Origin of the sequence: Streptomyces sp. NPDC017936 (assembly GCF_044328485.1) — a bacterium.
Lineage (GTDB): Bacteria > Actinomycetota > Actinomycetes > Streptomycetales > Streptomycetaceae > Streptomyces.
Window position 1 is genome coordinate 14,460 of sequence record NZ_JBIRHK010000006.1, and the last position, 20,393, is coordinate 34,852.

A 20,393-nucleotide genomic window follows, 5' to 3' on the forward strand; every position below is an offset into this window, starting at 1 on the left:
CTTGATTGAGTCAGGCAATGAGACGGTAAAGTGGACCCATGTCCCCCGAACCGCTCCCCGTCGCCACCCCCACTCCGGAAGTGATCGAGATCGAGCGGGCCCTCACCCGCATCACGTACCTGAGCACGCGCGCCCGCCAGCACGACCGGCTGATGGCGCTGGCCGGCGTCCCGCTGGACCGTGCCGCCGTGGCCCTGCTGCGACAGGTCGCCGACTCCGAGCCGCTGCGGCCGGGGGAGCTGGCCCAGCGGCTGGGCGTGGAGGCCTCGCACGTGACGCGGACGGTGCAGCAGTTGCAGAAGGCCGGGTACGTCACGCGGGTGCCCGACCCCGACGACGGCCGGGCGCAGCGGATCCGGCTCACCGAGGACGGCCGCGCGGCCGTCGGCCGCATCCGGGACGCGGGCGCCCGCGGCATGCAGCTGGCCCTGTCCGAGTGGTCCCCCGAAGAGCTGCGCCGGCTCGCCACGCTCTTCCACCGCATGGTCGACGACTTCCTCTCGTACGCCGTCGACGAGGAGGCGGAGCAGCCCGCCGGAGCCGTCGCGCGCGAGGCCTGACCCCGGACCCGCTCCGGCGCCTCCTCCACGACGGCGCGCACGCCCCGCACCGGCGACCGGACCGCCACCTCACCCGCCCCCGGAGGCGACCGAATCGGACGACCCCTCGGCGGGAACCCCACTTACCGTCCAGTAGGATCACGCGCCAGGCCGTCAGAGGAGGAACCGTGCCCCGGTCCGAACGCTCACCCCTGCTGCTCGCGGGCCTGCTGGCCGGCATGGGCGTCGCCCACTTCGCCGCGCCGCGCCCCTTCGACGCGCTCGTGCCCCGTTCGCTGCCGGGCTCGCCCCGGACCTGGACGTACGCCAGCGGCGTCGCCGAGCTGGCGCTGGCGGCGGGCCTGGCGCTGCCGCGGACCCGCAGGGCGGCCGCGCTCGCCACGTCGGCGTTCTTCGTCGGCGTCTTCCCGGCCAACGTCAAGATGGCGGTCGACTGGCGGCACCGGCCCGCCCCCCTCAAGGCCGCGGCACTGGGCCGGCTGCCCCTCCAGGTGCCCCTCGTGCTGTGGGCCCGGAGCGTCGCCGGGAACGCCGGCGCCGCCCCGGGCGCGAAGAGCGCGGTCGACGCCTGATCACCGTGCACGCCGTCGACGCCGTGCACGCCGTGCACACGATGAATGCGGAGGGACGCCCGTGAGCAAGGCACCGCGGACAGGTGACCTGGTCGAGGATTTCGCGCTGCCGGACGAGACCGGGACGGTCCGCAGCCTCACGGAACTGCTCGCCGGGGGCCCGGTGGTCCTCTTCTTCTACCCGGCCGCCCTGACCGCCGGCTGCACGGCGGAGGCCTGCCACTTCCGCGACCTGGCGGCGGAGTTCGCCGCCGTGGGCGCGCGGCCCGTGGGCATCAGCGGCGACTCCGTCGACCGCCAGCAGGAGTTCGCCGGACGCCACACCCTCGGCATGCCCCTGCTGTCCGACGCCGACGGCGCGGTGCGGGAACGGTTCGGCGTGAAGCGCGGCTTCTCCCTGGCCCCCACGAAGCGGGTCACCTTCGTCATCGGACAGGACCGCACCGTCCTGGAGGTCGTGCGCAGCGAGCTGCGCATGAACACCCACGCCGACCGGGCCCTGGAAGTGCTGCGCGCCCACCGCTCCTGAGCGTCAGTTCCTGACCAGGACCTTGAGGCTCTTGCGGTCGGCCATGTCCCGGTACCCGGCCGGGACGCCGTCGAGGCCGGTGGTGGCGTCGAAGACCTTGCCGGGTTCGATGGTCCCGTCGAGGATGTCGGGCATCAGTTCCTCGATGTAGGCCCGTACCGGTGCGGGGCCGCCGGCCAGGCGGACGTTGTGCCGGAAGAGGCTGCCGAAGCCGAGCGGCGCCTCCTCGTACTGCGGGACACCGACCCGGCTGATCACACCGCCCGGCCGCACGATGCCGACGGCCTGCTGGTAGGCGGGCATGTTGCCGACGGCTTCCAGGACCACGTGCGTGCCGTGTCCGCCGGACAGTTCCCGCACCCGGGCGATGCCCTCCTCGCCTCGTGCGGAGACGACGTCGGTGGCGCCGAACTCGCGGCCGAGGTCGGTGCGCGCCCGGTGCCGTCCCATGAGGATGATCTGCTCGGCGCCCAGCCGCTTGGCCGACAGCACCGCCAGCAGGCCGACGGCGCCGTCGCCGATCACGGTGACGCGGGTGCGTTCGTTCACGCCTCCCGCCACGGCGGCGTGGTAGCCGGTGCCGAACACGTCGGAGAGCGTGAGCAGGGACGGGACGAGGGCGGAGTCGGCGGCGACGGGGAGCTTGACCAGGGTGCCGTCGGCGAGCGGGACGCGGACGGCTTCGGCCTGGCCCCCCTCGTCCGGTTCGCCGTCCCAGAAGCCGGCCTGCGGGTGGGCGCAGGAGGTGTGCAGGCCCTCGCGGCAGAACTCGCAGGTGTTGTCGGAGATGGCGAAGGGGGCGACGACCAGGTCGCCGCGCTCGACGGTGGTCACCTCCGAACCGGTGTCCTCGACGATGCCGATGAACTCGTGCCCCATCCGGGCGGGCCCGTCCTCGGGCTTCATCGAGGCGTACGGCCACAGGTCGCTGCCGCAGACGCAGGACGCGGTGATGCGGACCAGCGCGTCGGTGGGCTGCTTGACGACGGCGTCGGGGACGTCCTCGACACGGACGTCGCCGGCGCCGTACATGAGGGTTGCACGCATGAGGGGTTCTCCCGTGGGGTGAGGGCGTTCCGGCCGGTGCCGGTCGGCGGGTGCCGGGCGAGTGCGCGCCCCGGCCTCGTTCCAGCCTGTTCGGCACGGGCGGAGGCCGCACTTCGGGAGTCCGCCGGGCCGGGGCCTCAGAACTCCTCGTGCGCCTCCGGATCCCCGCCCAGCCGCTGCCGCGCCCGCTCCGCGATCACGTCCATCTGCGCGGGACCCAGCTCGAAGCCGAAGACGTCGAGGTTGGCGCGCTGCCGCGCGGGGTCGGCGGACTTCGGGATCGGGACGGCGCCGAGCTGGACGTGCCAGCGCAGGACGGCCTGGGCGGGCGTGACCCCGTGGGCCTCCGCGACCGCGACGACGGCCGGGTCGCGCAGCAGCGCCGAACCACGGCCCAGCGGACTCCAGCTCTGCGTGACGACGCCCTTGGCCCGGTGGAAGGCGCGCAGCTCCTCCTGCGGGAAGAGGGGATGCAGTTCGATCTGGTTGACGGACGGCAGGACGCCGGTCTCCTCCTCCAGCCGTTCGATGTGCCCGGCGGTGAAGTTGGAGACGCCGATCGAGCGGACCAGGCCGTCCTCGCGCAGCTTGATCATGGCCCGCCAGGAGCCGACGTACCGGTCGACGCGGGGGAGCGGCCAGTGGATCAGATACAGGTCCACGTGGTCCAGTCCGAGGCGGCGCCGGGACTCCTCGAAGGAGGCGAGGGTCTTCTCGTAGCCGTGGTGGCGGCCCGGGAGCTTCGTGGTGACGACGATCTCCTCGCGGGGCACCCCGGAGCGGGCCACCGCGCGGCCGACGCCGGTCTCGTTGCGGTAGTTCGTCGCCGTGTCGACGAGGCGGTAGCCCAGACCGAGCGCCCCGGCCACGGCCTCCTCCGCCTGCGCGTCGTCCATCGGCCAGGTGCCGAGGCCGACGGCCGGGAGCCGTGTCCCGTCGTTGAGCGTGTGCACCGGAACGTCGATCACCGTCGGACCTTCCCTCGTCGTGTCGTCCTCCCAGCCTCACGGACGGAATCCGGTCGATCAACCGGACGGGCCGGGGGACGGGCGACGGCCCGTCCGGGGTGCCGGGACGCCGAGGCCCTGTCGCCATGCCGCCGATCGGCTGCCACGATCTTCTTGGAGCCGTACCCGACGACGAGCGGAGCACGCATGACGACGGACAGCCGGACCACGGACCTCGACGAGCAGGTCACCCGGGCCGCACGGGCGGCCGGTCTCGAGGTGCACCCGGTCGCCGGGCACATCGGCGCCGAGATCACCGGAGCCGACCTGGCGGACGGTCTCGACGACGCCCGGGCCGGAGCGATCAGGTCCGCGCTGCTGCGCTGGAAGGTGGTGTTCTTCCGGGGACAGCGCCTCGACCACGCGGGGCACGTGGCGTTCGCCCGCCGCTTCGGGGAACCGGTCGTGCCGCGCAGGCGGGGCAGCGCCTCCCCGCCGGACGTCCCCGAGATCGAGACCACCGCCGACCGGCTGGAACTGGGCGGCCGGTTCGGCATGGACCACGACGAGTGGCTGCGGCGCCGCCGGCACACCCTGCAGCGCGGCTGGCACTGCGACCACGGCGCCCGCATCGACCCGCCGGCCGCGACGATCCTGCGCGCGGAGACGGTACCGCCCTACGGCGGCGACACCACCTGGTCCAACCTGGCCGCCGCCTACGCCGGACTCTCCGCCCCGGTGCGGCACTTCGTGGACGGCCTGCGCGCCGAGCACCGCCTCGGCGTCGGCTACCAGCCCCGCCCCGGCGACGACGCCTACGCGCGCCACCTGCTCGACCACCAGGTCGCGTCCGTGCACCCGCTGGTGCGGGTCCACCCGGAGACGGGGGAGCGGGTGCTCTGCGTCAACGGCTACTACGTCGAGCAGATCACCGGCCTCTCCCGCGCCGAGAGCGCGGCGATCCTCCAGATGCTCCTCGACCAGGCCACCCGGCCCGAGTACACCGTCCGCTTCCGCTGGGAGCCGGGCAGCGTGGCCTTCTGGGACAACCGGGCCACCATCCACCTCGCTCCCGGCGACAACGCCCACCTCGGCTTCCCCCGCACCATGCACCGGGTGATGCTCGCCGGGGACGTGCCCGTCGGCGTCGACGGCAAGCCCTCGGAACCCCTCGTGGGGACCGAGCCCGGCCGCTGGTGAGACCGCCGTCCCGGGAGCGGCCGCCCACGCCCGGCCGAGGGGGACCGCGCGCCGGGCGCGAACCGGCGGCACGGACTCCTCCGGCGGCCGTACGGCGGTCGTACCCGGGTTCCGCCGGGCGGGCACGGCGCGCGGGTGATCAGACCAGCGGGATGGTGACCTCGTCCTCGACGGGCGGGTCCAGCTCCTGCGCGCGGTTGCCGGTGGCCGCGTGGCAGCGCAGCCGGACGGCTTCCGGGCTCACGTCCAGGCGCAGGAAGCACTTGAAGAACGGCGGACTGTACGTCGCCGAGCCCGGGGAGAACAGCGACGTGTAGATCTTGCGGACGGGCAGGCGCAGCCGTGCGCCGCGGTCGGGGCGGCGGCCGGCCCCGAGCAGGGCGGCGACCAGCCGGATCCGCCGCGTGAGCCGGACCTCCCCGCCCGGCGACCGGGTCGGCGGGATGCCCAGACGCTCGGCGACCACGGCCGTGGCCTCGGCCTCGGTGAGGGTGAAGAAGCGGCGCAGCCGCAGCCGGCGGCCGTACAGCGCGCTGTAGAAGGCGAGGGAGTCGCCGCGCAGCGGATAGCAGCGGAAGTCCGCCTCGGTCACCCCGCCGACGTCGACCCGGGCGATGGTGTGGGTGGCGTGCATGAACGCCCCGCCCCCGCCCGCGACGACGTACTGGAGGGTGCGGCCGTCCGCGAGGGGGACCGGATACCGCTGGTAGTTGTGGATGTCGCCGCCGATCGCCGCCACATAGCGGTGCGCCGGGTCGCGCACGATCTCGTCGACCGTGCCGCCGCCCTCGATCGGACACGGACGGTGCTCGCCGTCCACGTACAGCGGCGAGCCGGTGACCAGGATCTTCGGACGCGGTCCCGCCGACACCTCGCGCAGCCACGCGCCCTGTTCGGCGTCCAGGGTGCCCAGCAGACCGGTGTCGATGCCGACGATCCGCACCGGACCGGAGTCGATCGCCCAGTACGGGCCCGGCTGCACGGCCTGTTGGCCGGGTGCGGAGCGCAACGCCCGTGCGGCGCCCAGGGACCGGCCGTCACCGGTGCGGGGGCGGTGCCACAGCAGGGAGCGCAGCCAGGCGCGGGTGAGCGGGCGCGGCGCGGGCTCCGCGGGCAGGGGAGGGGCGTCGTCGCAGAAGACGCGCATGAAGGCGCCGAGGTCCTCGTACCAGTCGTGGTTGCCGGGTATCGCGTAGACCGGCGCCCGGTAGTCCCGGTACGGGCGGAAGAACTTGTCCTCGTAGTCGTCGGCGCCGCCGACGGGATAGATCACGTCACTGGCCAGCACGGCGAACCGGGTGTCCTGACCCACTTTCAGCAGGCCGGGCACGACCGCGTACTGGGGCTCGTCGCCCTCCCCCGTGTCGCCGATGACGAGGAACGAGAAGCGGTCCGGGTCCGGGCGCCGGATCACCTTGTCGGCGGGCGCCCCGGCCGCCGCCCGCTGGGCCACCCAGCGGCTGCGGGTACGGCCCGTGGGATCCCCGAACCACGACGCCAGCACGCCGTTGCGCGCCGCCCACAGCATCCGGGGGTCCAGCCAGGAGATCTTCCGGACCCCGGACGGCATGAGCTGCCGGTAGGTGCCGGGTTCGGCGCCGCCCCAGCCGGCGCCCTCGGCGGTATCGCGTGAGGAGTTGGCCACCGGTGCACCGTAGCAACGATCACCCGGTGCGTTCGTCCGGGACCGCGTGGTGAACTACCGCGGGAGGACGGCGTGTTCCGGACGCCCGCAGCGGCCGGCCGGTGTCCGGGGCGGGGCGGTGGCCGGCCGGTGCGGTCGCGCGCCGAAGGCGTCCCGGGCGCCGGACCGATTCGCTCCGGCGCCGTCCGACGGCCCTCCCGGCGGCCGGCGCCCACGGGGTGGCCGGCCCGCCGGACCCGCGCCGACCACAGGGAACGCACAGCCGGAGCACAGTCCGGCGGTCCGCGGCGGCCCTGGTGGCGTCCCGCACCGAGGGATAACCCTCCGAGTACCCCGGTCGGGATGGCATGACCTCGACAAAGCTGTCATTCTCCCATCCGACCGCCGCCCACGGGCGGCGCGTTCACCCCCCACACGCACGGCTCCCGCACGCCTCAGCTCGTCCCGGACAGCACCCCGGCTGCCCGGTCATCGGCCGGGCCGCGGCCCTGCAGATCTGGTACAAGGCGCTGACGACGTACATGACGTCCAGCACCACCTACGCGGGCGCCCGCACCGCTGCGCTCAACGCGGCCGCGGCGCTGTACGGCACCGGCTCCACCCAGTACGCCGGGTTCGGCAACGCCTTCGCCGGCATCAACGTCGGCAGCCACATCACGGTCCCGTCGACCGGCGTCACCGTCACCAACCCGGGCAACCGGTCCGCCACCGTCGGCACCGCGGTGAGCCTGCAGATCTCGGCCGGCAGCACCAACGGCGGCTCCCTGACCTACGCCGCGACCGGTCTGCCCGCCGGCCTGTCGATCAACGGCTCCACCGGTCTGATCTCCGGCACGCCGACCACGGCCGGCTCCTACGGCACCACCGTCACGGTGACCGACTCGACCGGCGCGACCGGCACCGCGGCCTTCACCTGGACGGTCAGCTCCTCCGGCGGCGGCTCCTGCACCTCGACCCAGCTCCTGGGCAACGCGGGCTTCGAGTCCGGCAACACCACCTGGACGGCGTCGAGCGGCGTGATCACCAACTCCAGCAGCCAGGCGGCCCGCACCGGCTCCTACAAGGCCTGGCTCGACGGCTACGGATCGACCCACACCGACACGCTGTCCCAGTCGGTGACGATCCCGAGCGGCTGCACCGGAACGACGTTCACCTTCCACCTCCACGTCGACACGGCCGAGACCACCACCAGCACCCAGTACGACAAGCTGACGGTCGCCGCCGGTTCGACCACCCTGGCCACGTACTCCAACCTCGACGCGGCCTCCGGGTACGTCCAGAAGTCCTTCAGCCTCGGCTCCTACGCGGGCTCCACGGTGACCCTGAAGTTCACCGGCGTCGAGGACTCCTCGCTCCAGACCGGCTTCGTGATCGACGACACCGCCGTCACGACCGGCTGATCCGCTCCGCCCGACCGGCGTCCCGCACGCGGGCTCCCCCCGCGTGCGGGACGCCGCCGCGTTCAGCTGAGCGGATCGAGCGTCAGATACGCCTGGCGCGGCGAGCCGTCGTGGACGAGCGACTCCTGCTGTCCGACGTCGTCGAAGGCGAACGCGTACGCCTTGCCGTCGGCCATCTGCGCGTGGATCTTGCGGGCGTAGTGGTTGGTCACCGCGTCCTGGTAGAAGTTCGCCGTCGTGGTGTCCGGCTGGTTGGGGTTGACCAGGAGCGTGGACCGGTTGAAGCCCGCGCACAGCGTGCGGGAGATCGGCCCGCGCACGGCGTCGTTGGGCGCGTCCAGCAGCCTGTGGCAGCCGAAGATGCTCGCCGCGTCCGGCTTCTGGAAGCTGGTGACGACCGCGCCGGAGGCGTTCGTGAAGTTCAGGACGCCGCCCGAGACCCGGCCGTAGTACCTGGTGCCGGGCTGGTCGGCGAACGGTGTCACGGTCAGCGTCGTGGTCGCGTACTTCTGCCAGACGCGGTTGACGTAGTCGTCCATGACGTTCGCCGGAAGGGCGCCGGTCTCCACGCCGTACAGCGGGGAGAGCGCGCGCAGGACGGTGCCGTCGGAGCGGGTCTGGACCAGGTTCGCCCAGCCGCCGGGCTGGCCGCGCAGGGCGTTGAAGAACCCGTTGTAGCCACCCGCCTTGAGGTGCCCGGTGCTGACCGTGCTGCCGTCCGCGCGCTGCACGCCGACCGCGTACGGCGCCGAGAACATGTCGACCTGGGTGCTGTTCAGCCACAGCCCGGCGTCGTTGAGGGTGTACTCCGACCAGTTGAAGAGGATGTTCCGGTTGGGGTCGGTCGGGTTCTGCACGGCCGGCTGCACCAGCCCGCCGGTGGTCAGCTTGAAGACGAGCTTCTGGCCGTACGAGAAGTAGATCCGGCCGGAGAACTTCGGGATCCGGATGGTCGTCGACCGCCCGGCGGCCGGTCCGGGGATCGAGGCGTCGGGCGCCGGGGTGGGCGGGTTGCCGCCCGCGGGCCACGCGTGGAACGCGCCGTTCGCGTCCGCCCAGCCCTGCCGGCCGGTCGACAGGTCGGTGCCGAGGTTGTAGACGTACAGGGGCTCGCCGCGGCCCGAGCTGTTGGTGATCTTCAGCGGGATGGTGTCGGGGACCGCGGCCCGGGCCGGCGGTCCGAGGGTGAGCAACGCGCCGGCGAGGGCCGCGGCGCCTGCCGCCGCCGCCAGCCGGGACCTGAGTGTGCGGAGCACTCTCCACCTCCGTGCGGGTAGGCCTGTGGGGTTGGTCCGTACCTAGTTGAGAGCGCTCTCACAGTGCCCTTGGGGTGTGAGCATGTCAATGACTTCGGCAAGGGGAAGCGCCCGCGGCGGATCACCGCGGGCGCGCTTCGGGAAGCTTCCGGGGGAGGGGGCCCGGGGAGAGGGGGCGGCGCGGGCTGTCAGAAGGTGCGCTCGAGCAGGTCCAGCAGCGCCGTCCAGTGCCGCTCCGTGGCCGCCTCGTCGTAGGCGGACGTGTCGGCCTGGGTGAAGCCGTGACGGGCGCCCTCGTAGACCTCGCAGCGGTGGCGGACGCCGGCCGAGGTCAGCGCGTCCTCCAGGCGGGCCATCTGCTCCGGCGGCAGGGACGGGTCCTCGTCGGCGTGACCGAAGTACACCTCCGCGGTGACGCGGCCGGCCACCAGGTGCGGGCTGTCCGGCGCGTCCGTCGCGAGGTGCCCGCCGTGGAAGCCGGCCGCCGCCGCCACCCGCTCCGGATGGGTGCCCGCGGTCAGCAGGGAGAGGCGCGCGCCCATGCAGTAACCGGTGACCGCGACCGGGCCGTCCGCCACGACCGGGCTGCGCGCCATCCAGCGCAGGTAGGCGCCGGCGTCCCGCCGGACCAGGTCGGTGGTCAGGGACTGCATGACCGGGCGCAGCTTCCCGAAGATCTCCGGACGCGCGGAGGGGTCGATGAACTCGGGCATCTCCACGACCGGGGCGCGCCCGTGCCGGTAGAACACGTTGGGGACCAGCACCGCGTAACCGGCCCCGGCGAGCCGGTCGGCCATCGCCCGCAGGTGCGGGCGCAGGCCGAACGCGTCCTGGTACAGCAGGACACCGGGGCGGGGCGACCCGTCGGCGGGGTGGGTGAGGTAGGCGTCCGCGACGCCGTCCTCGGTGGGGACGTCCACGGCGGTTCCCGGTACGGAGGTCATGGGGGTGCCTCTCTGCGCGTTTCACGGGGGAGCGGGGCCGCCGGGCGGGGTGCCCGGGCCGGCCGCGACCATCGTTGCACGCACCATCCGGTCGGCCGGGGAGGCCCCCTCCGGACGGTTCGTCCCCCTACTCGAACCGGGAGGTGTCGCCCGCTCCGTACCGGATGACCTCCGCCTCGCCGCCGGAGAAGTCGATCACCGTCGTCGGCACGGTGCCGCAGTCCCCGGAGTCCAGCACCCCGTCCACCACGTGGTCGAGCCGGTCCTTGATCTCCCAGCCCTGGGTCATCGGCTCCTCCTCGCCGGGCAGCAGCAGGGTGCTGGACAGCAGCGGTTCACCGAGCTCGGCGAGCAGGGACTGGGTCACGACGTGGTCCGGGATGCGCACGCCCACCGTCTTCTTCTTCGGGTGCTGGAGCATGCGCGGCACCTCCTTCGTCGCGGGGAGGATGAAGGTGTAGCTGCCGGGCGTCGACGCCTTGATCGCCCGGAACACGTCCTTGTCCACCCGCACGAACTGCCCCAGCTGCGCGAAGTCCTGGCAGACCAGGGTGAAGTGGTGCCGGTCGTCCAGCTCGCGGATGGAGCGGATCCGGTCGACGCCGTCCCGGCTGCCGATGCGGCAGCCGAGTGCGTAGCAGGAGTCCGTCGGGTACGCGATCAGCGCGTCGGCCCGGACGGCGGCCGCGACCTGGGCGATGGTGCGCGGCTGGGGGTTGTCGGGGTGCACGTCGTAGTACTTCGCCATTCGCCGAGCTTATGCGGTGGGCCGGGCCCGTGCGGCGCGGGCCTCTCGAGCGCGGGTGCCGGGGCGGACCCGCCGCCCCGGCCGGGCGCCTCGCCTTGACATAGGTATGGTGACATACCTATCGTGGATGTCATGTCCGACACCAGCGCCTCCCGCCGGAGCGCCGACCGCGTGGCCTCCGGGCTCGCGGCCTGCCTCCCCGCGCTGCACCGGGCCCTGGACCGCCGTGTCGCGGCCGCCTTTCCCCATCCCAAGCCGCCCGAGGGGCAGCTCCTGCTGCTGAGGTTCGTCGCGCAACGGGAGGGCGCCACCGTCCGCGAGGCCGCCGAGGCCCTGCTGATGAAGCCCAACAACGTCAGTGCGCTCGTCTCCCAGCTCACCGAGCAGGGCGAGCTGGAGCGCCGTCAGGACAGCACCGACAAGCGCGTCGCCCACCTGTACCTGACGGCGACCTCGCGCCGGCGCATCGCCGAGGTCCGTGACCTCGAGACCGCCTTCCTCTCCGAGGCCCTCCTCTCCCTCACCGACGGCGAGATGGACGCCCTCGGATCCGCGCTGGGCGCGCTCACGTCGCTCACGCGCCGGCTGCGCGCCACGGCACACTGACCCCTCCCAGGCCTCCTCCCCGGAGGGTTCCCCACGGGTGCCCGTGCTCCGCGCGACGCCCCGTTCCCCGCGGCGCCCGTTCGCGCGCCGCCCCTCCTCCTCGCAGACCCCGTACACAGACAAGGCTCCTCCATGCCGTCCACGACCGTGGATCACTCCGGCGTGCCCGCGCACAGCGCGCCGCAGCCCCCGGCCCCCGGCCGCCTCCGCAGCAATTCCTGGCTGACCCTCTGCGCGGTCGCCTTCGGCCTGTTCATGGTCCAGCTCGACGCGTCCGTCGTCGCCATCGCCAACCCGGAGATCGGCCGCGACCTCGACGCCTCCACCGCCGACCTCCAGTGGGTCACCAACTCCTACCTGCTCGCCCTCGCCGCCACCCTCATCCTCGGCGGCAAGCTGGGCGACCGTTTCGGCCGCCGCACCTTCTACCTGGCCGGCGTCGCCGGATTCGCCGTCTCCTCGGTCGCCATCGGCCTGTCCGGCTCCATCACCGGCGTCATCGTCTTCCGGGCCCTCCAAGGCGTCTTCGGCGGACTGCTGATGCCCAACACCCTGGGACTGCTGCGCGCGGTGTTCCCGCCGAGGAAGTTCGGCATGGCGGTCGGCATCTGGGCCATGGTCTCCGCCGTGTCCACCGCGCTCGGCCCGATCGTCGGCGGCCTCCTCGTCGAGCACGTCGACTGGGAGTCGGTGTTCTACGTCAACCTGCCCATCGGCGTCGTCGCGTTCGTCTTCAGCGCCGTCGTCCTGCCGCAGTCCAGGAACTCCACCGGGCACCACCGCTTCGACGTCCTCGGCGTGCTCCTGCTCGCCGCGGGCCTGCTCAGCCTCGTCTTCGGCGTCGTCAAGGGGGAGACCTGGGGCTGGACCTCGACCGGCACCTGGGGCGCCCTGCTGGCCGGACTCGCCGTCCTCGCCGTCTTCGGCGTGTACGAGACCCGCGTCGAGCACCCGCTGCTGCCGATGCGCCTGTTCCGCAGCCGCGCGCTGACCGTCGGCGCCCTCGTCACCGCGCTCAACTTCTTCGTGATGCTCGGCGCGATCTTCTTCATCATGCTCTACCTGCAGAACGTCCGCGGCTACACACCCGTCGAGGCCGGCGTCCGCACCCTGCCGCTCAGCCTCGCCTCGCTCGTCGCCTCCCCGCTCGGCGCGGCCCTCACCGCCCGGTTCGGCGCCCGCTTCTGCATGCCGCTGGGCATGGTCCTGCAGGGTGCCGCCTGTTTCGGCCTGCTCACCTGGTCCACCGACTCCTCCTACGCCACCATGTGGCCGCCGTTCGTCGCGCTCGGCCTCGGCGTCGGCATGGTGCTGGCGGCCTCCTCCGACGCCATCGTCGGCAACGCCCCGGTCAAGGACGGCGGGGTCGCCGGCGGACTGCAGGCCACCACCCTCCAGATCGGCGGTGCCCTCGGCACCTCCGTCCTGGTCTCCGTGATCAGCGCCAGGGTGGGCTCCACCCTCGGCGGCGAACTCACCCGGGCCGGGGTCCCCGCCGCGGCGGCGGCCGGATTCCGGGAGGCCGAGGACGCGGTCGCCATGGGCGTCGCCCCCGTCTCGGCCGCCCTGCCCGAGCAGCTGAGGGCGGCCGTCGTCGAGGGCAGCGGCCAGGCCTTCATGAACGGTCTGCACGCGGCCTCCGTCGTCACCGGTCTGCTGTGCGTCGCCGGAGCGGTGCTGGCCGCCGCCGGCCTCCGGACGTCCGCCCCGTCGTCCTGACCCGCGCGGCTCCGCCCGCGCCGGCGGGCGGAGCCCGGACGACCGTTCGGCCCGCGTGAGGTAACGTCCCCGACCGGTACGGCTGGTTTCGGCCCCGATCAGGGGCCGCGAGGGACGAGGAGAGCGCCGACATGGCTGGCCGGGACGACGAGCACCGCCACACGGGCAGGACGGACGGTGCCGGGCCGGCGTGGGCGCAGGAACTCCTGGACCACCTGCGCCCCACCGGACGCGACGTGCGCAGGATCGTCGACTGGCTCGGCGCCACCGTCGACGCGACCGTCTTCCTGCGCGACGACGCCGGCGCCCCCCTCGCCGGACCCGCGAGCCCCCTCGACGACCTCGACGAGGACCTCGTGGCCGACATCCTCACCGGCCGGATCGCCGCCGCGGCCTGGGAGGGCGACGGCCGCCACCTGCGGCTGATCCGGGTCGAGCTCCCGCCGCCCGCCAGGGCCGGCGTCCTCACCGTCTCCCGCACCGCCCCCTTCGACCGGCGCGCCGCCGAGGTCGTCACCCACACCGCCGCCGCCCTCGAACTCCTGCTGCGCGCCGAGCGCACCGCCGCCACCGGACACCGGCTCGCCCGCGCCACCTCCGACCTGCGCCTGGCCATCCTCCAGCTGCTCATGGTCGAGGACACCGTCGCCGCCCGCCGCGTCGCCGCCGGCCTGTGGCCCGGCCTCCTGGACACCGACACCGCCTGCGTCTACGTCGTCGAGAGCACCCCCCACGACCGTGACCGCCTCGCCGAGGCCTGCCTCGCCGCGACCCGCGACCACGCCCTGGTCGTCCGCTGCCCCGCCATGGACAGCCACGTCATCGTCGTCACACCGGACGACGACGCCGGCGGCGCCCTGCGCGGCCTGTGCGACCGGCGACCCGACACCTTCCTCGGCGGCAGCGCCCCGCAGAGCCTCGCCCACACCGCCACCGCCTACGGACAGGCCGTCAGCGCCCTCGCCGTCGCCCGCTTCCGCCCCGACAAGGCGGCCGTCTACGCCGAACGCACCCATCCCGAACGCCTGATGGACCCCCGCGTGCTGCGCGCCTGGACGACCCGCCTGCTGCGCCCCCTCGACACCCTTCCGCACCACACCCGCGCCGAACTCCTCGCCACCACCCGCCTCGGCCTGGAGTTCACCGCCGTCAACGCGGCGAAGGTGCTGGGCGTCAGCCGCAACACCGTGCGCGCCCGCATGGAACGCGTCGAGACCCTCCTGGGCACGGACTTCTCCGACCTCACCGTCCGCGCCACCGTCCACCTCGCCCTGAACGCGCAGGTCGGCATCGCCGAGGAGTACCCCGGCGCGGCCACGGCACCCGACCGCCTCGACGACGTGCTCGGCGGATCCGCGCTGCGCGCCTGGGCGGACCACCTGCTCGCGCGCCTGGACGGCGACGGCCGCGACCTGCGCCGCACCCTGCGCGCCTGGATCGCCGCCGGCGGCAACGCCGAACGCGCCGCCCACCGGCTCGGCGTGCACGCCCAGACCGTCCGCGAGCACGTCCGCAGCGCCGAACCCGTCCTGGAACGCCAGCTCCTCGCTGCCGGCAGCGATCTGTACGAGGTCGTCCTCGCCCATCTGACCACCGGTGACCTCGACCGGCCCGCGCTCCACCCGGTGGAATCGGGCCTTCCGGACTCACCTGTGCACAGGTGAGTCCTCCGGCCCGGTGAGCGGGCACCGCCACGATTCACAAGCCGCGCCCCGTCCGCATAAGTTCTACGCGTCGCGGGGGCCACGACCGGAACGGGGGACCGGTCGGGCTCCCGCGAGCCGGTCAGCCCCGGGTGCGGACCGGGATCTCCTGCCAGCCGAAGGCGATGAAGGACGGCACCTGCCGCAGCTTCTCGGCCGCGCCGTCCAGCCGCAGGTCCGGGAACCGGTCGAACAGGGCGGGCAGCGCCGTCAGCGCCTCCATCCGCGCCAGCGGAGCGCCGATGCACCGGTGCACGCCGATCCCGAACGCCAGGTGGTCGTCCGCCCCGCGGGTCGCGTCGAACACGTCCGCGTCCGGCCCGTAGTGCGCCGGATCCAGGCCCGCGGCCGCGTACGTCGTGATGATCGCGTCCCCGGCCGGGATCGTCACGCCCCCCACCTCCAGGTCGTCGACCGCGAACCGCAGCGGCAGCGAGGCGATCGACGGGTGCACCCGCAGCGTCTCGTCCACCACCGCCTCCCAGCCGATCTCGCCCCGCCGTACGGCCGCCAGCTGTTCGGGCCGGTCCAGCAGCGCCACCACCGCGTTGCCGATGAGGTTCACGGTCGTCTCGAACCCGGCGCCGATCACCAGCAGCAGCGTGTGCAGCAGCTCCTCGTCGCCGAGCCGGTCCCCGTCCTCGTCGCGCACCCGGATCAGCTCGGTCGTCATGTCGTCGCCGGGATGCTCCACCTTGTGGGCGATGAGCCCGCCCAGCACGGTGCCGATCTGCTCCTGGACGAAGGCCGCGTGCTCGGGACTCGGGTCCGAGGTGTCCATGATGGCCGCGATCAGCCGGGCCGTGGCCTCCCGCAACTCCTCGGGCACACCGAACAGTTCGCAGATGATCCGCATCGGCAGCGGGTGCGCGAACCCGGCCTTCAGATCGACGGCCCCGCCGCCCGCGGAGTCGTCGGCGAGCGCGTCCAGCAGCTCCGCGGTGATCGACTCCACCCGCTCCCGCAGTGCCTCGGTGCGCCGGTGGGTGAAGCTCGGCGCCACCAGCTTGCGCAGCCGCGCGTGGTCGGCGCCGTACGTGGACAGCATGTTGACCACGCCCACCCAGCCGAGGATCCAGCCCCAGGAGGGGTGTTCGCCGATCTCGGGCCACAGCCGCCAGTGCCGGCGCGGGTCCTTGCTGACCCGCGGGTCGAGGATCAGCTCCTTGAGGGTGTCGTAGCCGGTGGGCGCCCAGGCCGGGATGCCCCCGGGCAGCTCCACGGGCACGACCGGACCCAGGGCGCGCAGCCGGGCGCTCTCGCGGGGGATGTCGGACCCGAACGGGTCGAGGGCGAAACGGTCGATGCGGTCGGTCACGGTCACGACGGACCTCCTGGCTGGTCGGGCGAGCGGGGGCTGAAGCGGACGGGCAGGGCGGTGAGCGAACGGTGGAACGGGCCCGGACGCCAGGACAGCCGCTCGCGGGGCAGCACCGGCTCGAGGTCGGGCAGCCACTGGGTGAGCCGCTCGATCGCCTCGGTGACCAGCAGCAGCGTGTGCTGCTTGACCGGACAGGCGTGCGGGCCCGCCCCCCACGACAGGTGCGAGGCGTCGTTCGGGTGCCGGTCGTCGGCGGCCCCCCGCTCGGCGATGGGGGTACCGCCCATGCCTTTCGGGCCATGGGGGAGCCCGAGCGCCCCGTACGACACCACCACGGGCACCGCGTCCCGCAGCCACACCCCGTGGAAGGCCACCGGCCTGCGGGCGTAGTAGATGCCGTAGTTGGTCAGCGGCGTCTCGTGGTGCAGCACCTCGACGACCGCGTCCATGACCGGCCTCGCGCCGCTGGTCAGCGTCGAGTAGTACGCCGGGTTGCCCAGGACCCGCGAGAGGGTGTTGGACAGCAGGTTCGCCGTCGGCTCGTACCCGGCGCCCAGGGTGAGGAACACCTGCCAGGTGACCTCCTCCCGGGTCAGTCCGGCCGGGTGGTCCAGGAGCCGGCTCGGCAGGTCGTCACCGGGGCGTTCGGCCTTGGCCGCGATCAGCTCCAGGACGTACTGGGCGTACTCGGCCTCGCCGCGCGCCGCCCGGGCCCCGCCCTCCATCATCCTGCCCAGGCTCCGGTTGAGCCGGTCGCCGTCGCTGTCCGGCAGTCCGAACAGGCCGTTGAGGACCAGGGCCAGCAGCGGCCGGGAGAAGTCGCCGACCAGGTCGGCCTCGCCGCGCGGCCCGATCCGGCCGACCAGCAGCCGGACCGCCCGGTGCACGCGCGCCCGCAGGTCGTGCGGCTCCACCAGGTCGAACACGTCGATGAGGGCCGTGCGGTAGCGCACGTGGGCGGCCCCGTCGGCGAACAGGGCGTTGGGCCGCCACCGCATCATGCCGAGCACCGGGGAGTCCGCCGGCACGGTCTCCTCCCACGCGCGCGGGTCGTGCGAGAACGTCTCCGTGTCGTGCAGCACGTCCAGCGCCGCCTTGCGGTCCGTCACCACGTACGCCGGCACCCCGGGCGCCAGCTCGGCCCAGCCGATGGGCCCCTGGGCGCGCAGGGCCGCGTAGTAGCGGTGCGGGTCCGACGCGAAGCCGTCCTCCCACAGCCGTACCGGCGCCGAACGCGAGAAGGCGTGCTGATCCGGGGGATAGGCGGTCACCGGGCCTCCACGGGGTCACCGTCGATCAGATGGTCGACCAGCGCGAGCAGCGCGTCGATCGAGGAGTGCGCGTCCCGCGCGTCGCAGGCCACCATCGGCGTGCCGGGCTCCAGGTCCAGGGCGCGCCGCAACTGGTCCTCGCCGTAGTGCCGGGGCGCGTCCGGGAAGGTGTTGAAGGCGACCGCGTACGGCAGCCCGCTCTCCTCCACCAGCCCCAGCACGTCGAACGACGCGTCCAGCCGACGGCTGTCGACCAGGACGAGCGCGCCGAGCGCCCCGTAGGCGATGTCGTCCCACAGGGACCGGAACCGCTCCTGACCGGGCGTGCCGAACAGGTAGAGCACCACACCGCCGGGCAGGCTGATCCGTCCGAAGTCGATCGCGACGGTCGTCGTCGCCTTGTCCCGCACCCCGTCCAGGTCGTCCACCTGCGCGGACGCCTCGCTGAGGTGTTCCTCGGTGTGCAGCGGGCGGATCTCGGACACCGAGTCGATCAGGGTCGTCTTGCCCACCCCGAACGGCCCCGCGACGAGGATCTTCACCAGGTCGCGGGCCGTGTCCGGCAGGTGGATCGCGTCGGGTGCGCCGACGCTAGGCGTGCTTGAGGGCGCGGAGGCCATCGGCCACTCTCTTCAGCAGGTCGGGGTCGAAGCGTTCGGCGGGCGGGATCGGCGCGCGGGTGAGGACGAGGTCCCGGTCGGCCAGGCCGGCCGCCAGGACGCGCACCGCGGAGACGGGCAGCCTGAGCAGTGCCGCCGCCTCCACCACCGTCAGCGAACCGCCCTCCAGGACGTCCAGCAGGGCGAGTTCGGCCGCGGGCAGCCCGTGCGGCACGGGCTCGCCGCTGCGGGCGAGCACCGACAGCCGCTCCAGGTGGGGCCGGCTGGGCCGGGCCACCCCGCCGGTCGACAGGTACGCGGGCACCAGGGGACGGCCGGCCGGGCGTCCGGTCATGCCGGAGCGTTGTCGTCGGCTCCTCGGGGCGCGGCCGCCATGGCCTTCTCGCCGAGCCGCGCCACCTGGGAGTGCACCCGGTGCGCCAGCAGGTCCAGGCGCACCTCGGCGTCGCCGTACGCGGCCACACAGGTGCCGTGGTCCGTCGGCACGATCAGCACGTAGCCCTGGTCCGACTCGATGACGACCTGGCGCACCTCCGCCCGGTCCCGGTCGGCGAACGCGGCCGCCGCCGTCCGGCACGCCCCCTGCACGGTGCTGGTGATGGCGGCCACCCGCTCGGCCGACGGCTGCGACAGCGCGTCGGTGTAGCCGGTGGCGAGCCCGTCACGGGTCAGCATGACGGCGGCCACCACGTGCGGCACCTGCAGGATCGGTTCCAGCGCCCATGCGGTGTCCCCCGTGTTGCGGCTGGTCATCGAGCCGCTCCCCCTTCGTGGTCGGTGTGGTCGGTGTCGTGGGCCGCCGTGGCGGGGCCCCCGGGTGCGGCCCCGGCGGCGGAGCGGGCCGCCGCCGTGCCGGACTGGAGCGCGCCCAGCGCGGCCGCGGCGTCCTCCGGGCGGCGCGCCGGCGGTCGCGGCGCGGGCTGCTCCGGTGCGGCGGCGGCCCGGGTGCGGCGCCGGCGCTGCGGCAGCCCGTCCGCGTCACGGGGCGCGTGCTGCCGGGGCGCGTCCGGGGCCGGGGCCTCCGTGCCGTACGCGTGCGAAGCGGCCGGGGCGGGCGGCACGGCCCCGCGGGTGGTGCGCGGGGCGCTGGGCGCCGGTGGCCGGTCGGCCGGGTCGAGGTGGCTGAGCAGGTGGCTGTCGACCCGCAGCACCGCCCGCACACCGCCGTACGGGGAGGCCGAGGACACGTCGACGCCCAGGTCGAACTGCCGGGTCAGCCGGCCGATGGCGGCCAGGCCCATGCGCGGCGGGTCGCCGAGTTCGGTCAGCAGGATGGGGGCGTTGCCGGCCACCAGGCGCTGGGCGCGGTCGCGTTCGTCCTGGGTCATGCCGAGGCCCGCGTCGTCGATCGTCACGCACACGCCGTGGTGGACGTGTTCGAGGCTCACGACGACGTCGGTGTCCGGGGCGGAGTGCCGCAGGGCGTTGTCGAGGAGTTCGGCGACGATGATGGCGACGGGCTCCACGGCGTGCGAGACCAGGGCCGTGCCGGGCTCCAGGTGGTTGTGGACCTTGACCCGGTGGTAGCCCGCGAGCCGGGCCTGGCCGCCGGTGACCGCGTCCACCAGGTGCGACTCCTCGCGGGCCAGCCCCACCCAGGCCCCGCACACCACGGCGGCGACCTGGGCGCGGCGCAGGGACTGCTCGTTCTCGTGGTCGAGCTGGAAGAGGGTCTGCGTCAACTCGGGGTCGTCGTAGCGCTGCTGGAGACCGCGCAGCGCGTCCTGGAGCCGGTACAGCGCGGCCTGGATCTCGCGGGTGGCGCCCCGCATGCCGGCCTGCGCGGCCGCGTCGACCCGGGTGCGCTGGTCGGCCACCTCGGACTGGACCGCGAGGAGCACGTTCTCCAGGGCGATGCCCAGGGGCGTGCCGAACGTCAGGGGCTGGAGGGGGCCGGGCACGTCCAGGTGGGGATGGGCCACCTGGCGGGCGGCGGCGGGCACCCGGCGGGTGGCCAGGTGTTCGACCTCCGTCGTGAACGCCCTTGATGTGCCTTCGAGTTGGGTGTGCAGCGCGGCGATCTCCGCCAGCTGCCGGGTCTGTCGCCGTCGGAGCCGCAGCAGCCCGCCGCCGAGGGCGAGCGCGGACAGTGTGCCGGCGGCGAGACCACCGGCCACCAGGTCCGGTAATTCGATCATCGGTTGGGTTCCAGGAGGGGTCGGGCGGTGCGGGGGCAGGAGGGCAGGGGTGGGCCCGGGGTGTACGGGCCGGGGCACCCGCAGCACAGTACACACCGTCATTGATCGATCTCGCACGGTCGAGCCAGACTTCGCTGTGAAAGTGCTCGATATCTGTTCGCATCTGC

At 73.9% G+C, this 20,393-nt stretch carries 19 protein-coding genes and 1 pseudogene; 8 read left to right on the forward strand and 12 right to left on the reverse strand.

From position 1 onward, the window contains the following. Positions 1-38 precede the first annotated feature (38 nt). From ACH4F6_RS14010 to ACH4F6_RS14020, 3 genes are all read left to right on the forward strand, one after another. Positions 39-560, forward strand: coding sequence for a MarR family winged helix-turn-helix transcriptional regulator (locus ACH4F6_RS14010; RefSeq protein WP_397960367.1), 522 nt, complete (start codon positions 39-41; stop codon positions 558-560). A 167-nt stretch (positions 561-727) separates the two neighbouring features. Beyond that, entirely contained in the window at positions 728-1,132 is a 405-nt protein-coding gene (locus ACH4F6_RS14015; RefSeq protein WP_397960368.1) for a DoxX family protein, read from the forward strand. 61 nt (positions 1,133-1,193) lie between these two features. Further along, on the forward strand, positions 1,194-1,661 hold the full coding sequence (locus ACH4F6_RS14020; RefSeq protein ID WP_397960369.1) for a peroxiredoxin: 468 nt from the start codon (positions 1,194-1,196) through the stop codon (positions 1,659-1,661). A gap of 3 nt (positions 1,662-1,664) precedes the next feature. Here ACH4F6_RS14020 and ACH4F6_RS14025 read toward each other — a convergent pair whose 3' ends face one another. Both ACH4F6_RS14025 and ACH4F6_RS14030 read right to left on the reverse strand, forming a co-directional pair. Then, entirely contained in the window at positions 1,665-2,708 is a 1,044-nt protein-coding gene (locus tag ACH4F6_RS14025; protein WP_397960370.1) for a zinc-binding dehydrogenase, read from the reverse strand. A 137-nt stretch (positions 2,709-2,845) separates the two neighbouring features. After that, the gene (locus ACH4F6_RS14030; RefSeq protein WP_397960371.1) at positions 2,846-3,676 is read right to left on the reverse strand and encodes an aldo/keto reductase; all 831 of its coding nucleotides are present in this window, start codon (positions 3,674-3,676) and stop codon (positions 2,846-2,848) included. 186 nt (positions 3,677-3,862) lie between these two features. Here ACH4F6_RS14030 and ACH4F6_RS14035 point away from each other — a divergent pair, with 186 nt between their 5' ends. Continuing rightward, a complete protein-coding gene (locus ACH4F6_RS14035) occupies positions 3,863-4,855 on the forward strand; it encodes a TauD/TfdA dioxygenase family protein (protein WP_397960372.1) in 993 nt (330 codons plus the stop codon). A 139-nt stretch (positions 4,856-4,994) separates the two neighbouring features. Here ACH4F6_RS14035 and ACH4F6_RS14040 read toward each other — a convergent pair whose 3' ends face one another. Further along, complete coding sequence (locus ACH4F6_RS14040; protein ID WP_397960373.1) at positions 4,995-6,500, reverse strand: metallophosphoesterase family protein; 1,506 nt, start codon at positions 6,498-6,500, stop codon at positions 4,995-4,997. Positions 6,501-6,970: 470 nt separating this feature from the next. Here ACH4F6_RS14040 and ACH4F6_RS14045 point away from each other — a divergent pair. Next, positions 6,971-7,900, forward strand: a pseudogene (locus ACH4F6_RS14045) (putative Ig domain-containing protein); the annotation flags it as partial. A gap of 62 nt (positions 7,901-7,962) precedes the next feature. On the opposite strand, the gene ACH4F6_RS14050 reads toward ACH4F6_RS14045, so the two are convergent. The 3 genes from ACH4F6_RS14050 to ACH4F6_RS14060 all read right to left on the reverse strand — a co-directional run bounded on the left by ACH4F6_RS14050 (position 7,963) and on the right by ACH4F6_RS14060 (position 10,848). Beyond that, entirely contained in the window at positions 7,963-9,156 is a 1,194-nt protein-coding gene (locus ACH4F6_RS14050; RefSeq protein WP_397960374.1) for a glycoside hydrolase family 64 protein, read from the reverse strand. A gap of 188 nt (positions 9,157-9,344) precedes the next feature. Further along, positions 9,345-10,100: a dienelactone hydrolase family protein gene (locus tag ACH4F6_RS14055; protein ID WP_397960375.1), complete on the reverse strand. Its 756-nt coding sequence runs from the start codon at positions 10,098-10,100 to the stop codon at positions 9,345-9,347. Between the two features lie 127 nt (positions 10,101-10,227). Beyond that, the gene (locus ACH4F6_RS14060; protein WP_397960376.1) at positions 10,228-10,848 is read right to left on the reverse strand and encodes an L-threonylcarbamoyladenylate synthase; all 621 of its coding nucleotides are present in this window, start codon (positions 10,846-10,848) and stop codon (positions 10,228-10,230) included. 132 nt (positions 10,849-10,980) lie between these two features. Here ACH4F6_RS14060 and ACH4F6_RS14065 point away from each other — a divergent pair, with 132 nt between their 5' ends. The 3 genes from ACH4F6_RS14065 (at position 10,981) to ACH4F6_RS14075 (ending at position 14,837) form a co-directional block, all read left to right on the forward strand. Beyond that, positions 10,981-11,454 carry a MarR family winged helix-turn-helix transcriptional regulator gene (locus ACH4F6_RS14065; protein WP_397960377.1) on the forward strand — a complete coding sequence of 158 codons (474 nt, stop codon included), beginning with the start codon at positions 10,981-10,983 and terminating at the stop codon, positions 11,452-11,454. A 132-nt stretch (positions 11,455-11,586) separates the two neighbouring features. After that, the gene (locus ACH4F6_RS14070) at positions 11,587-13,173 is read left to right on the forward strand and encodes an MFS transporter (protein ID WP_397960378.1); all 1,587 of its coding nucleotides are present in this window, start codon (positions 11,587-11,589) and stop codon (positions 13,171-13,173) included. A gap of 131 nt (positions 13,174-13,304) precedes the next feature. Next, a complete protein-coding gene (locus tag ACH4F6_RS14075) occupies positions 13,305-14,837 on the forward strand; it encodes a helix-turn-helix domain-containing protein (protein ID WP_397960379.1) in 1,533 nt (510 codons plus the stop codon). 121 nt (positions 14,838-14,958) lie between these two features. Here ACH4F6_RS14075 and ACH4F6_RS14080 read toward each other — a convergent pair whose 3' ends face one another. From ACH4F6_RS14080 to ACH4F6_RS14105, 6 genes are read right to left on the reverse strand one after another with little or no spacing between them, the layout of a single operon-like run. After that, positions 14,959-16,200 (reverse strand): cytochrome P450, encoded by a 1,242-nt coding sequence (locus ACH4F6_RS14080; protein WP_397960380.1) that lies wholly within the window; start codon positions 16,198-16,200, stop codon positions 14,959-14,961. Beyond that, positions 16,197-17,468 carry a cytochrome P450 gene (locus ACH4F6_RS14085; protein WP_397960381.1) on the reverse strand — a complete coding sequence of 424 codons (1,272 nt, stop codon included), beginning with the start codon at positions 17,466-17,468 and terminating at the stop codon, positions 16,197-16,199. Before ACH4F6_RS14085 ends, ACH4F6_RS14080 begins: the two co-directional genes overlap by 4 nt. Next, entirely contained in the window at positions 17,465-18,088 is a 624-nt protein-coding gene (locus ACH4F6_RS14090) for a GTP-binding protein (protein WP_397960382.1), read from the reverse strand. Before ACH4F6_RS14090 ends, ACH4F6_RS14085 begins: the two co-directional genes overlap by 4 nt. Then, complete coding sequence (locus ACH4F6_RS14095; RefSeq protein WP_397960383.1) at positions 18,060-18,422, reverse strand: DUF742 domain-containing protein; 363 nt, start codon at positions 18,420-18,422, stop codon at positions 18,060-18,062. Before ACH4F6_RS14095 ends, ACH4F6_RS14090 begins: the two co-directional genes overlap by 29 nt. Continuing rightward, a complete protein-coding gene (locus tag ACH4F6_RS14100; protein ID WP_397960384.1) occupies positions 18,419-18,841 on the reverse strand; it encodes a roadblock/LC7 domain-containing protein in 423 nt (140 codons plus the stop codon). The genes ACH4F6_RS14095 and ACH4F6_RS14100 overlap by 4 nt, the downstream gene beginning before the upstream one ends. Then, positions 18,838-20,226 (reverse strand): sensor histidine kinase, encoded by a 1,389-nt coding sequence (locus ACH4F6_RS14105; RefSeq protein WP_397960385.1) that lies wholly within the window; start codon positions 20,224-20,226, stop codon positions 18,838-18,840. The genes ACH4F6_RS14100 and ACH4F6_RS14105 overlap by 4 nt, the downstream gene beginning before the upstream one ends. Positions 20,227-20,393 lie beyond the last annotated feature (167 nt).